Genomic DNA, 13,779 nt, shown 5'->3' with positions numbered 1-13,779 from the left:
ATAAAGTAATAATGAATCTTAAAATCAAGCATTTTTTATTTTATTTTTTTTGGTGATGGGTCGTTTTTATCTTGAATTAGTCCAAAAAAAGACCCCGAAGGGCCTATTTTTATGTTTTTTGTAATCATCTTATTTACAAATAAATATCTGTAATTGGGATAATTATATTATTTGATACTAGTGTATTTACCGTTTCCGTACAGTAAAGGTTTATCATTTTCATCAGAAAGAGTAATCTCTGTAATCTCCCCAATTAAAATGTTATGTGTAAAACCATTATGAGCTTCTATCAATTTACAGTGGATAGTTGCTAAAGCACCTTCCATTGATTTATACTGTCCTTGATCAGCCCATTCAACAATGGAAAACTTATCGTCACCTTGTCTATCAGTATAACCGGCAAATGTATTTGAAACAGTTTCTTGGTGCTCATTCAAAAGGTGAATCGAAAAGGTTTTATTTCGTAAAATCACATCATGAGCTTTGCTCTGTTTGTTGACACATACTAGAAGACTAGGAGGAGTGTCTGATAGGGAAGTTACGGCTGTTGCTGTTAGTCCTTCTTTTCCTGAAATTCCTTCGGAAGTAACAATTGTTACAGTTGAAGTGATGCGTCTCATTGCCGCTTTAAATAATGCGGAATCAATCATTTTTTGTTGAGTTGTTGTGTCCAAAGTTATTTCTTGTTTCGTAAATCTTGGTGCAATTTACCAATTTCCAGTTCAAGCTCACTAATTCTTTGATGAGCTTTATTCAACCTATCTTTGGTATTTATGTTCATTAGTAGGCTTTCCTTCATCGTTTTCTCTTGTTCAAGAAGCTGTTCGTTCTTTACTTGAGCTCGATCAAGGAGAACCCTTAGTTCTTTCTCTTTTTTGTCTTGTTCAGAAATATCCTGAATATAGGCAATACGTCTTAGTTGTTCGTCTGTAGTAATCTCAGTAATAAAGATTAGTGCAGTGAATACGTCTCCATTTGCTCTTTTGAGTTTCATCGTTCTACGATTATTCACTGCTCTTTCAAAACTTTTACCTAATACATCTTGGATTTTCTGTCCTTCAGCAACGATACCAATTTGGAAAATGTGAGAAGCTGCAGGGTTTAATCTAAGTATATTTCCTTCCTCGTCAAAAGCAATCATAGCATCCATCGCTCTTTCAAAGAAAAGTAAACTTTCTTCCTCTTGTTCCTCTAATTGCTTTTGCTTAATCTCCATCTGACGTTTAGTATCTTGGAGTAGCAACATATTTTCCTTTAAGGTCTCTTCCTTATTTTTTAGGATGTCGTTGGTCTTTTGAGAATCTTCTAGTAACTCATTTGTTCTATTTTGAGAGTTAATAGTTCTTATCGTTAATGCAATAGAAGGTGCGATTTCCGTAAGTAATGCTCTTTCTTGCTCGGAGAATTCACGCAATGAAGCCACTTCAATGACACCGACCACATCCTTATTTACAGAAAGTGGTACGATAAAGATATTTTTTGGTAGAGATTCACCAAGACCAGAGTTGATCGGTGTATAGTCCTCAGGAATATTTGTAATCAAAGTAGGGGTGTTCTTAAGAAATACTTCGCCAACTTGACCTTCACCTACATTGTATTTATCACCTACCTTTTTTCTACGGTGTTCGCTGTAGCAGGCGCTAATTTCCAATTGTTCAGTTTCGGGATCGTACAAATAGAAAGCTCCTAGTCCCGCATGAAGGTATTCAGTGATCTCTCTTAATGTTTTTGTACTTAACTTTTTGATATCCTTTACAGAAAGTAAAAGCTCACTAATAGAACTTAGACCAGAGGCAATCCAACCTTGTTTTTCAACACTTTCTTTCTGTTCACGGACCTGATCTCTCATACTAATTAATAAGTTACCAAGAATATCGTTTTCATTGATATCGTATTTTTCATATAACTTATCATTAGCAATATCTTGTGCAAGCTTTGTATTTTCTTCAATATGCATTTGATCTTCTAAGAAAATAGCATAACGAGCATTTCTGTAGGATTGATCTTTAAGCCTAGCTGCAATAAACAAGCAAATACCAAAATAGAAGAAGGTGATTAAAGGTACTGAGACCAACCCTTCATAAGATCTATTTTCTATACTCTCCTCTAAAAGTCTCGTTAACCACATGTCTGTCCCTAAAAGGGATAAGGAGACATACATTAAGAAGGTCAACATGAAATATATGGTGAGAACTGTCCAGGACTGATACATGGTCAGTAATGTCAATGCTCCAAAAAATGCGAATTGTGCATAGGGAAAGTTGGGGGCAACGATCAAATACTGAACTTGAAATAAGAAAAATGTAAACGCAAGAATATAACGCGGAGAGGTGCTATTTGTACTATTGTAGAGTAAAATGAAGTAGGCAATAGAACAAGCAGAAGCTAACCCTAATGCGATAATCCATTTTCCTGTTTCAAAAGAAAGACCAATAGCAAGTGCAAACATACCTAATAGGGTATATTGCATACTTCTGTCTATCAGTTTGTAACTTTCAGAATAATACCCTTCTACGCGTTCTCTTGATGGGTTGAATTTTTCGACATCCTGTTGAATCGACATATAAAAAAATCTTCTTCTATGATAAATCTTTCCTTATGAATTAACGATCATCATAAGGAGGCTTACTATTAATACGATAGCCAAGCGAAGTTATTGCGGAACCACAGAAAACTCCAACTACCATACCCTCAGTTGCTTCGTTAGAAGCTTTAATATTTGAAGGTACATTTGCTAAAGGAGTAGCAAAAAGCCCTCCATTTGCCATAGATGACTTTGATCTACTCATAAAATCAAAAGCATCTTCAGTCATAGAATGTATTTCACAATAAACGGTATCACCCACTTCATAAAACTTTTCCCCAGCATCTGCTTCTTCATCAGATAACACTGGATTGATTCCTAATCTTACAGGTGGAATAAAAACGGTGGGTTCCGTAAGAATATTACCGTAATCACTTCGACCTGGAGTAATATCAAAGGCTAGTTGCATCTCCGATGATTTATTTAAGAAAGAACCATTTTTCCAAGTCTTGATCCAATAGCAGTCAGCAGGTCCTGCAAAATCTTTAGCCCATAACTCACCATAAATCTCATCATCTTCTACCTTTTGACCTTTATCGGTCATAAATACTAATGAATCAATAACTGGTACTCTTTCAAGAGATGTAAAAGCTTCGAAAGCTAAATCTTTATTGTCAAAATTTACAGATACTTCTAATTTGTAGTAATTATTGTAATTACCATCACTGTCTCGATCAAAGTCTCCAGGACGTTCTCTTACAATTAATGTATCATCAATAGATGATGGTGTCCATGTATAATATCCGTTTTCATCATAAGTGAAATCCATGACTTTATTATTTACAAGGTCATGTAATTTGACGACTGCATTTTCGACAGCGGGAGGAGTGTTATTATCAAAATAGCCTACTGTTGAAATTAAACGGATACGCTGTTCTTCAAATTTATTATTAACCCAACCATCAACTACAATTTGTGCTCTACCTGTTTCAAGATCTACATCAATAACATCTTCACAGGAGAAAAAGATGAAAATTGAAAATAGGAGATATATGTTTGCTAACTTTTTCATTTTGCTTACCATTTAAAATTGTATGAAACCGATGGGATAATAGTACCAATCACAGAAAGGCGAATGGCTTGATTAGGGGCTGGTTGCCCTTCAGGTGGTCTTTGTGCTGAAGGTTGGAAGTAGACAGAATATGGATTTCGTCTTGCATACGTATTGTAGAAACCAAAAACCCAATAATGTTCCCATCTTTTATCTGGTTTCTTTTTACCATTAAGTGTAGCGGAGATATCCAATCGGTGGTAGTACCCAATACGTTGATTGTTTCTAACACCATCAACATTATGAGGGACACCATAATCTTGTACCAAAATTTGATTGGTAGGGAAGGTCGTTGGAGTTCCTGTTACAAAATTGAAATTGGCAGATAAACTCCAGCGTTCATTGATATCATAAAAACTACTTATTGTTAAGTTATGTGCTTGATCGAAACGAGCAGGGTAGTATTCCCCTAAATTAATACCATCAGTTTTTTGTTCTGATCTGGCAAAAGTATAACTCACCCAACCTGTAAGCTTACCTTTATTCTTTTTCATGTATAATTCTAAACCGTAAGCTCGGCCTTCTGACGGTAATAGATCACCTTCTAGATATTCATTTAAAAGAATGTCAGCACCATCAATATAATCAATTAGGTTTTGAAGAGGTTTGTAATAAACTTCTCCAGAGAACTCAAAAGTATTTTCTTTAAAGTTTCTGAAATATCCTAATGCGTATTGATCTCCAATTTGAGGTCGGATGTTATTCGTACTAGGCGACCATACATCTAAAGGTGATGCCGCACTGGTATTAGAAATTAAGTGAATATATTGAGCCATTCTGTTGTAGCTGGCTTTCAACGAACTTTTCTCGTTGAATTGATATTTAACAGCAAATCTAGGCTCTAAATTATAGTAGGTTTCAATAGGTTCCCATGCTTCATATGTTTTTTCAGACTCAAGAATTGGTTCTTTTCTAGTGTTTGGAGGAGCAGGGGCATATTCATAAGTAGTGGCAGGTCCCATATACGAGAAGGTAGAAAATCTTAATCCATATTGTAAGGATACCTTTTTTGATAATTTTTGATCATTACCGATGTATAAGGCATTTTCCCAACCGTATTGTTTTGCTAATGAGAATGGAGGAAGTTCTTGTCCACCACTTTTAGCAGTTGTTGTACCAGGTGAAAAATCATAGACAATAGATTGTCCACCGAATGTGATTGTATTTTTTGTTCCTAAGTACCAAGTCAATTCAGGTTTTACAGAGTAAGTTTTTACTCTAGAATCCCATTCGAATGAATCTTGAGTATCATTTACACCTAAGTGATAGTCGTAATCAGAAATATATCCAGTAACATTCATGAATAACTTTTCAGTGAATAGGTGATTCCAACGAAGGGTTCCGGTAACATTACCCCAATTGGACTCAAAGATATTTGATGACCCAAAGGTATCTCGTCCCCAATATCCTGAAACGAATATTTTGTTGTTCTCATTAATATCATAGTTGATTTTAGCGGTAAGATCCCAAAAATTAAACTTTGAGCCACTTAAATCATCATTTAAGAAAGGAGCAGCAAGAATGTCAATGTAAGAACGTCTACCTCCAATCAGGAAAGACATTTTGTCCTTAATAATTGGTGCTTCGACAGTTAATCGACTGAAAATTGCTCCAATACCACCTTGAACTTTCAATTGCTTACTATTACCTTCTTTCATTCTTACATCAAGAATAGACGAGAGACGGCCACCGTATTGAGCGGGAATACCTCCTTTAATTAATTTCACATCCTTTACTGCATCTGGATTAAATACAGAGAAGAATCCGAAGAGGTGAGAGGAATTGAAAACAGGGGCTTCATCCAAAAGAACTAAGTTTTGACCAACGCCACCACCACGAACATTAAAGCCAGTAGCACCTTCGCCAACAGTACTTACTCCAGGTAAAAGCTGTATGGACTTGATGACATCTACTTCGCCTAATAATGCTGGTATTTTTAAAATGGTTTCTATTTCCATTTTTTGAGTACTCATTTGTACATCTGCAACGTTAGCATCCTCTCTTTCACCTGTAACTACTACTTCAGCAAGTTCAACGTCAGCACTTACTAAGTTAATATTTAACTTTTGATTGGCAGTGAGGCTGATTTCTTTATTGAAAGTCTGAAAACCGACAAATTTGAAAGAAATATTATGAGTGCCTTCAGGCAGGGTAAGTGAGTAAAAACCGTAAGGATTTGTAATTACTCCAGCCTTAGCTTCAGCAGAATAAACAGACGCCCCAATTAGAGTTTCTCCAGAGGAGTTATCTTTTACATATCCACTAATTGTAAACTGCTTTTCTTGAGCAATAATTACCTGACTTATCAGCAAGAATAGCAAGGCAATGGTTAGCTTGATAGTTCGCATAAAATTTGGATAGATTGAATAGTTCAAGTTAATAATAGATTGAAAGAAAGATGATTTCTATAACACAACTACTAAATAAGTACAATTTTGTTTTCAAATTGCAATATTCACTGAATAAATTTAGCAATAATCGGTTTTTAATTGATCTAATTTTCTAAACTCTGTTTTTTGTAAATATTCCTCTAAAAAAGACTGACCTATAAATCTTTATTCTTAAATTAAGATATATAAACACAAAATAAACAAGACCATGATAAACCGAGAGGAAATTCTCAAAAACATAAATGAGACTGACAACTACGACGTAATTATAATTGGAGGTGGAGCAACAGGTTTAGGTGCTGCCCTCGATAGTACTTTAAGAGGATACAAAACCTTATTATTAGAACAACATGACTTTGCTAAAGGGACATCAAGTAGAAGTACCAAACTTGCACATGGCGGTGTTCGGTATTTGAAGCAAGGAGATGTGGGTATGGTAAGAGAAGCGTTGAGAGAACGAGGCCTAATGAAAGAAAATGCACCACATCTAGTTCATGATCAAAAATTTATTGTTCCAGTTTACGATTGGTGGGATGCACCTTTATATACAACAGGTCTAAAGGTATATGATGTCATGGCAGGCGACTTAGGTATTGGTCCGTCAGAAATGATATCAAAAGAAAAGACCTTATCATTAATCCCTAACTTAAATGAAGAAGGTTTAATTGGTGGTGTACTTTATTATGATGGGCAGTTTGATGATGCTAGACTAGCGATCACTTTAATGAAAACAATCCATGATTATAAAGGAGACGTTTTGAACTATGCCAAAGTAGTATCATTAAAAAAAGATGAGAGTGGTAGAGTTTGTGGTGTAACATTTAATGACCAAGAAACAGAAGATACCTATCAAGTTAAGGCTAGCAATGTGATAAATTGTACAGGTGTCTTTGTTGATGAAATTTTAGCATTAGATGATAAAGAACACAAGCCAGTTGTAAAACCAAGTCAAGGGGTTCATATAATTTTAGATAAAGAGTTTTTACAAGGGCAATCTTCTATTATGGTACCAAGGACAGAAGATGGGAGGGTATTGTTTGCAGTGCCATGGTATAATAAAATTGTTGTGGGAACTACAGATACACCATTAGATGAGGTATCAGAAGAACCTAGAGCGTTAGAAGAGGAAATTGAATTTATACTCAAAACAGCAGCAAAATATTTAAACAAAGAACCAAAAAGGTCTGATGTGAAAAGCGTTTTTGCAGGATTACGACCATTGGTGAAAACTGAAGATGAGGAGACAAAAAAAATCTCTCGTTCACATAAAGTAATTGCCAGTAAGTCCAAGATGATAACAGTCGTTGGAGGTAAATGGACAACTTATCGACAAATGGCAGAAGATACAATCAATTTCATGGAGAGAATGAACAATGATGTGGGGGTGCATTGTATTACCAAAGACGTTTTACTTCATGGATATAAAAAAGGAGTTGATCGGTTAGATTTTAGAAGTGTTTATGGTAATGATATCTCTAAAATAGATAAGTTGATTGATGAAATTCCTGATTTACAACATAAAATCCATAAGAACTTACCTTATAGATTTGCTGATATTGTTTGGGGTGTGACTCATGAAATGGGAAGGACTTTAGAAGATATCTTAGCTAGACGAACAAGGTCGTTACTTTTAGATGCTAAGGCAAGTATTGAAGCAGCACCTGAAGTGGCAAAACTTATGGCTAAATATTTAGAAAAAGATGACGATTGGGTCAACGATCAAGTGAAAGATTATACTGAGTTGGCGAATGGTTACCTTTGTTAAAAAAAGAAGCAGTTAGTTTCAACTAACTGCTTCTTTTTTTATTAATCTTCATCCTCTAAAGGAATAATGATTGGATCACTATAACAACCTGATGGATAGTTCATGTTTAAGAATGAACAGATGGTTGGTGCAATTTCAGTAATTGTATGTGGAGCATGTGTATATCCCGATTCAATTTTCCAACCGTAGAACATAATAGGAACATGAGTATCATATCTATATGGAGAGAAGTGAGTTGTACCACCTTTTCCATAATCAACATTATGAGACTTTAATACGCCATATACATCTGGTGAATACCTTGGGTTAAATCCGTTATATATTAAACCTTTATAGCCAAGTGTATATTCATTTCTTTCTAAGTCCTTACCTAAAATTGCAGCTGCATATTGAGGCATCGTCATAAATGCTTCTGCAGTAGCAGCTTGAACTTCCTCTAGATCAAGTTTCTTTTCAGCAATAAGATTTCTATCTAAGTATAATTGACCAGAGTAATTGGAAGCAACATATTTTCCTTCACCAAACTTCTCACTTAAATAAGCATCAATTACTTTAGTATCTTCTTTGCTTTTGATATTTACGGCTTCGAAATTCATGCGGTCTCTCATGAAACCAGCATTTTGGGCTCCGGCATGGTCAGCAGTTAAGAAAATAACATAATTTCCTTCACCTACTTTTTCATCTAAGCTTTTGATAAGAGTAGCAATTTCTCCATCAAGTTTAATGTACATATCTTCTACTTCCATAGATTGTGGTCCATATGCATGCCCTGCATAGTCTGTAGAAGAATAAGAAACACCTAAAAGGTCAGTGAAATTATCTTGACCTAAGCCTTCATTATCTAAAATGTTGATAGCCATTTCAGTGACAACAGTATTTCCGTAAGGTGTACCTTTAATGATGTCATATTTCCTACCTGATTTTGCTCTTACTCTATCAGCTGCTACACCTTTCTTAATATCATATGGGAAAGTAGGTTCCGATTTACCAGGGAAAAGTGATTCATAGGCAGTGCTGTCTTCTGTAGAGGCAGTATATCTATCCGCAGGTAAAGAAAGCTCCCAAGTAGATTTTAAATACTGATCAATGGGTCTTTTCTTAGCATTGTTCATTTTTTCAATCCATTCCGGTAGGTTTTCCATATAGAAAGATGAACTAATCCAGTTACCAGTTTTATCATCTAACCAATAAGCACCATCAGCTCTATGCCCAGCAGGTAAAACTGCAGATCTATCTTTAATTGAAACCGTATACACTTTAGATCTAAAATTACTTGCCCATTTCAATTCATCAGATAAGTTAGTAACTGCTAATCGGTAAGGTGATTTTTTGCCATTTTTAGTATCAGCACCTACCGTAGTGTATCTGTCGTCGTCTACACAATACACAGATTTTCCTTTCTCTCTGTCATAGAAATGGTTGTTGACAATCGAGTGATAGGCAGGACTTGTTCCTGAGTATACCGAAGCATGACCAGGACCGGTAACCGTTGGAGCGTAATTATATTGACCATTTCTTACGAAATAACCTTCATCGACTAATTTTTTGAAACCATCCTCACCAAAGTTATCCCAATAGCGAGAGATGTAATCGTATTTCATCTGATCAACGATAATACCTACAACTAATTTTGGTTTATCTTCTGTAAATTGAGCAAAAGCTGATACAATAGCACTTGCTACAAGTAAAAATGATAGTGTAAACTTTTTCATTTAGTGTATAATTGTAATGTGTTATGATGCAATATTAAGGTAAACAACTGTTTTAATTGATAAAGCTCTGCTTTAATATTTTTAATTAATGGTAATGATTTTAAATGTATTTATTGCTTGATGATCTGTTCATCAATTATTGATATAATATCCTCTGTTTTAAACTTTTTTATTTGTAAAGCTTTAGTCTTTAACTTTCTTAAAAACTTTTGGTGTGCTTCAGTTTTTGGGTTAAATGGCCTGTGATTTACCCCTTGGATAATCTTTTCCCAATCTCTCATAAGAGGGTAACAGTTTTCCTCAATCAAAGAGTTCTTAAATTGCTCCCAAATATATTTGATAGCTAACTTTGAAGGATGTACCATATCCTCAGCATAATATCGATAATCTCTTAAATCATCCATCATGATTTCATAAGATGGAAAGTAGTGTACATTATTATATTCCTCTTCAAAAAGATGACAAGCATATCTTAATAACGATTTACTTAAACTGTTATCCACCAATCCATTTCTAAAGTGACGAATAGGAGAGACTGTAAATATTATCGTGGTAGACTTTGGTAGTAGAGCATATAATTTTTGAAATGATTGCTGTATTTCATCTATGGTCAACAGTCTTTGTCTAAATTCTTTGGCTGGAACCTTATGACAATTGGCTACAATTTCATTATCGGAGCTTCTTTCAAAAACAAAAGAAGTTCCTAGCGTAATAAATAGAAACTGTGTAGTATCTAATATTTTTTTTACTGTTTTATGAGTCGAATTGATTTTTGATTTCAATTCTTCTAAAGAATGAGCTGAAATATCTGAATGAAAATCAAAATGCCTGAACACATTTTCTACCTCAACGATTTTATGATCATCAATAATTTTCCCTTTTATTGAAGTGGAAAGATTATCAAAAATTGAGATAGGGTTATATAAAGTTCCGTAAGGGTTGGTGGTAATTTGGTAGCGGTAATCACTTAACTTATTTCCTATATTTTCGGAAAAACATGACCCAATTGAGAAGATATTTGAGCTATAATCAATTTTTTTATCAAATTCTTCTACTAAAACAGGGGTCCTGAATGTATCATTTTGCATCATTTCGACAATATACAGTTTTGTTACATAAATAATTTTGTGAACAAGAAGACAAACCTTAGATTTGTACCCGAATTTATTTGAAAGAATCAAAATTACTTCAAATACACTAATGAAGAAGTACACATACACAGAGAAAAAAGATACTCGCTCAGGATTTGGTGCGGGCTTACATGAACTAGGTAAGATGAACGAGGACGTGGTCGCATTATGTGCAGACTTAACAGGTTCTCTTAAAATGGACGCTTTCAAAAAAGATTTCCCTGAGAGATTCTTTCAAATGGGTATCGCAGAAGCGAACATGATCAACGTTGCAGCAGGTATGACTGTTGGTGGTAAAATTCCTTTCACAGGTACTTTTGCTAACTTCTCTACTTCTCGCGTTTATGATCAAATCCGTCAGTCAGTAGCTTACTCTGGTAAAAATGTGAAAATTGCAGCTTCACATTCAGGTTTGACTTTAGGTGAAGACGGAGCAACTCACCAAGTATTAGAGGATATCGGAATGATGAAAATGCTTCCGAATATGACTGTAATCAATACTTGTGATTTCAACCAAACTAAAGCGGCTACAATTGCAGCTGCTAAACATGATGGCCCTGTTTACTTACGTTTTGGTCGTCCTGCAATTCCAGTATTCATGCCAGAAGGTGAATTTGAAATTGGTAAAGCAGTGATGTTAAACGAAGGTACAGACGTTACTATCGTTGCGACAGGCCACTTAGTATGGGAAGCAATCCTTGCAGGTGAGAAATTAGCAGAAGAAGGTATTTCTGCTGAAATCATCAACATTCATACAATTAAGCCGTTGGATGAAGAGGCTATCTTGAAGTCTGTAAAGAAAACAGGTTGTATTGTAACTGCTGAAGAGCACCAAATCGCTGGTGGTTTAGGTGAAAGTGTTGCAGGTGTTTTAACAACAAAATTCTTAGCACCTCAAGAATTTGTTGCAGTTAATGATACATTTGGTGAAAGTGGTACTCCAGCTCAATTAATGGAGAAATACGGTCTTACATCAAATGACGTAGTTGCTGCTGCTAAAAAAGCAATCGAAAGAAAAGGATAATTTTTTCTTTATAATGATATATAAAAGAAGCTAGTTCTTATATTTGAACTAGCTTCTTTTTTTTAGCTCAACTAAACTCTACTCTAGACATATTTAATGAAATTTATTCCTTTACTACTGATCTGTATCTTCTTAACTGTAACATCAAACGCTCATATTCATACTTCACAAACAACAACTCCAAAGTTTGATAGCTTACTGACACTTTTTGAGAAGAAGGAAATTTCCGATTCTTTAAGAATTGAGATTGCCTTGGAATTGTCATGGCTAAACAGAAATGTCTCTCCGGATAATGCATTCCTATATGCAAAAATTGCTGAAGATTTCAGTAAAGAGAATCAATTAAAAAAACTAGAGGTAAAGGGAATTGCATTTCAGGGTATTGCACTTAGAAATAAAGGGGAGTATCAAAGAGCAATGAAGAAGTTTATGTTAGGTTTAGACAAATCTAACTCTATTGATGCTGAAGAAGATCAAGCTTATTCCCATATTAATATTGCAAGTGTCAATATCTATCAAGAAAACTATGATGAAGCCACAGTCCACCTAGAAATGGCAGAGGTGTTGGCGAATAAATTAAAAGACTACAGAATACTTGGATATATTTTTACCAACTATGGAAGAGTTTACGGTGGTACTGGTTTATATAATAAAGCCGTTAAGAATTTCAATAAGGCTCTAGAACTTAGAGAAAAGGAAAATGATATATATGGTCAGGTAGTCACCTATTCTGATATTGGTAATGTATATCTTGAGATTGGTGATGTAGATCAAGCATTAAAGTACTTAACGGCATCGTTGGAACTAAATGAAAAAAATGTTCATGATGCCGATAATATGGTAAGTACCTTAACTGATATTGCCGTAATTTATAGAGAAAAAGAAAAGTTTCGAAAAGCGATACATTACGCAAAAAAAGCAGCAGATATCTCTGTTAATTCTGGTTTAAGGCATATGGCATTAAATGCCTTTATGGAACTAAAAACCATTGAAAGGTTAAGAGGGAAATATGATCAGGCATTACGTTACGATGATTTGATTGAGTTATATAGAGATTCTATTTTCAATGAAGATATCCGACTGAAGCTAGCTGAAATGAATGTTCGTTACTTAGTGGAACAGAGAACAAAAGAAAATGAAATTCTAAAAAAGGATAAAGAGATTAATGAAATCATGCTTGAAAGGCAAACGGTGATTTCTTTTTCTGCATTTATCTTAATTTTAATACTATGCTTGTTCGTCTATTTCTTATTTATTGAGAATAAAAATAAGAAAGTAGTAAATAATAAACTCCAACTACAAAAAAATGAATTGGAGATGCAATCCATTGAGATCAAACGTATCAATACATTATTGAAAGCAAAGTCTCAAGATATGATGGATAGCATCAATTATGCAAAAGGAATTCAAAGTGCTATACTTCCAAATTGGTCATATGTAAAGCAATTTATCCCTAATTCATTTGTATTCTTTGAGCCAAGAGATATTGTATCAGGTGATTTCTATTGGTATAAGCAAATAGATGAGCAGAGAGCAATATTAATTGCCGCCGATTGTACAGGACATGGTGTCCCTGGCGGATTTATGAGTATGGTAGGGGAAACAGCTTTGGAATATATTGTTGATTCTCAAGATATCTATGAACCATCAAAAATTTTAGAAGAATTGCATTCTAGATTATCAAGTATTCTTAGACAAAAGAAATCTGGGAATATGGATGGTATGGAAATCGCCATTTGCTTGATAGATCAAGAGGCAGAAACAGTACAATTTGCAGGAGCTGGGATGTCTATGACAATTGTAAATAATAAAGGACATGAAATTATAAAAGGAGCTAACAGAGGAGTTGGAGGAGTAAATTCGTTCTCAACAGCTCCTACATATGTTTTCGACCTAAAACCATCCAATATGTTTTTCTTATATTCTGATGGATATGCAGATCAATTTGGAGGGCCAAAGGGTAAAAAAATGAAGAGTCCTAACTTTAGAAAAATATTAGAAGCTTGTTACCAAATTCCATTTAAAGATCAAAAGCAATTTATTAAAACACAGTTCGATTCTTGGAAAGGAGATGAGGACCAAGTTGACGATGTTATGGTAATTGGTTTTAGCTGTTAAAAAGA

At 34.6% G+C, this 13,779-nt stretch carries 9 protein-coding genes; 3 read left to right on the top strand and 6 right to left on the bottom strand.

Annotated features, from left to right (window positions below):
• Positions 1–167: 167 nt before the first annotated feature.
• The 4 genes from QL232_RS11615 to QL232_RS11600 are packed head-to-tail and all read right to left on the bottom strand — an operon-like array spanning position 168 to position 5,983.
• Entirely contained in the window at positions 168–650 is a 483-nt protein-coding gene (locus tag QL232_RS11615) for a flavin reductase family protein (protein ID WP_281614245.1), read from the bottom strand.
• Positions 651–676: 26 nt separating this feature from the next.
• The gene (locus tag QL232_RS11610; protein ID WP_281614244.1) at positions 677–2,563 is read right to left on the bottom strand and encodes a GAF domain-containing protein; all 1,887 of its coding nucleotides are present in this window, start codon (positions 2,561–2,563) and stop codon (positions 677–679) included.
• 40 nt (positions 2,564–2,603) lie between these two features.
• A complete protein-coding gene (locus QL232_RS11605) occupies positions 2,604–3,596 on the bottom strand; it encodes a DUF4249 family protein (RefSeq protein WP_281614243.1) in 993 nt (330 codons plus the stop codon).
• 5 nt (positions 3,597–3,601) lie between these two features.
• Complete coding sequence (locus tag QL232_RS11600) at positions 3,602–5,983, bottom strand: TonB-dependent receptor (protein WP_281614242.1); 2,382 nt, start codon at positions 5,981–5,983, stop codon at positions 3,602–3,604.
• A gap of 250 nt (positions 5,984–6,233) precedes the next feature.
• Here QL232_RS11600 and QL232_RS11595 point away from each other — a divergent pair, with 250 nt between their 5' ends.
• Complete coding sequence (locus QL232_RS11595) at positions 6,234–7,790, top strand: glycerol-3-phosphate dehydrogenase/oxidase (protein WP_281614241.1); 1,557 nt, start codon at positions 6,234–6,236, stop codon at positions 7,788–7,790.
• A 41-nt stretch (positions 7,791–7,831) separates the two neighbouring features.
• Here QL232_RS11595 and pafA read toward each other — a convergent pair whose 3' ends face one another.
• Both pafA and QL232_RS11585 read right to left on the bottom strand, forming a co-directional pair.
• Positions 7,832–9,502, bottom strand: a complete 1,671-nt coding sequence (gene pafA / locus QL232_RS11590) for an alkaline phosphatase PafA (RefSeq protein ID WP_168883314.1) — start codon at positions 9,500–9,502, stop codon at positions 7,832–7,834.
• Between the two features lie 110 nt (positions 9,503–9,612).
• Positions 9,613–10,593: a GSCFA domain-containing protein gene (locus tag QL232_RS11585; RefSeq protein WP_281614240.1), complete on the bottom strand. Its 981-nt coding sequence runs from the start codon at positions 10,591–10,593 to the stop codon at positions 9,613–9,615.
• Between the two features lie 109 nt (positions 10,594–10,702).
• Here QL232_RS11585 and QL232_RS11580 point away from each other — a divergent pair, with 109 nt between their 5' ends.
• Both QL232_RS11580 and QL232_RS11575 read left to right on the top strand, forming a co-directional pair.
• Positions 10,703–11,656: a transketolase C-terminal domain-containing protein gene (locus tag QL232_RS11580; protein ID WP_168883312.1), complete on the top strand. Its 954-nt coding sequence runs from the start codon at positions 10,703–10,705 to the stop codon at positions 11,654–11,656.
• Between the two features lie 96 nt (positions 11,657–11,752).
• Positions 11,753–13,774 carry a tetratricopeptide repeat protein gene (locus QL232_RS11575; RefSeq protein ID WP_168883311.1) on the top strand — a complete coding sequence of 674 codons (2,022 nt, stop codon included), beginning with the start codon at positions 11,753–11,755 and terminating at the stop codon, positions 13,772–13,774.
• Positions 13,775–13,779: the final 5 nt, after the last annotated feature.

Source organism: Flammeovirga sp. SubArs3 (genome assembly GCF_947387565.1).
Lineage (GTDB): Bacteria > Bacteroidota > Bacteroidia > Cytophagales > Flammeovirgaceae > Flammeovirga > Flammeovirga agarivorans.
Note: the sequence above shows the minus strand (reverse complement) of the source record. Positions and strands in the feature narration are given on the sequence as shown.

Bases quoted from the DNA above. Each gene is read 5' to 3' on its own strand.
- QL232_RS11605 (WP_281614243.1), bottom strand. From the start codon at position 3,596: ATGAAAAAGTTAGCAAACATATATCTCCTATTTTCAATTTTCATCTTT.
- QL232_RS11615 (WP_281614245.1), bottom strand. From the start codon at position 650: ATGATTGATTCCGCATTATTTAAAGCGGCAATGAGACGCATCACTTCA.
- QL232_RS11580 (WP_168883312.1), top strand. From the start codon at position 10,703: ATGAAGAAGTACACATACACAGAGAAAAAAGATACTCGCTCAGGATTT.
- QL232_RS11600 (WP_281614242.1), bottom strand. From the start codon at position 5,983: ATGCGAACTATCAAGCTAACCATTGCCTTGCTATTCTTGCTGATAAGT.
- QL232_RS11610 (WP_281614244.1), bottom strand. From the start codon at position 2,563: ATGTCGATTCAACAGGATGTCGAAAAATTCAACCCATCAAGAGAACGC.
- QL232_RS11575 (WP_168883311.1), top strand. From the start codon at position 11,753: ATGAAATTTATTCCTTTACTACTGATCTGTATCTTCTTAACTGTAACA.
- QL232_RS11585 (WP_281614240.1), bottom strand. From the start codon at position 10,593: ATGATGCAAAATGATACATTCAGGACCCCTGTTTTAGTAGAAGAATTT.
- pafA (WP_168883314.1), bottom strand. From the start codon at position 9,502: ATGAAAAAGTTTACACTATCATTTTTACTTGTAGCAAGTGCTATTGTA.
- QL232_RS11595 (WP_281614241.1), top strand. From the start codon at position 6,234: ATGATAAACCGAGAGGAAATTCTCAAAAACATAAATGAGACTGACAAC.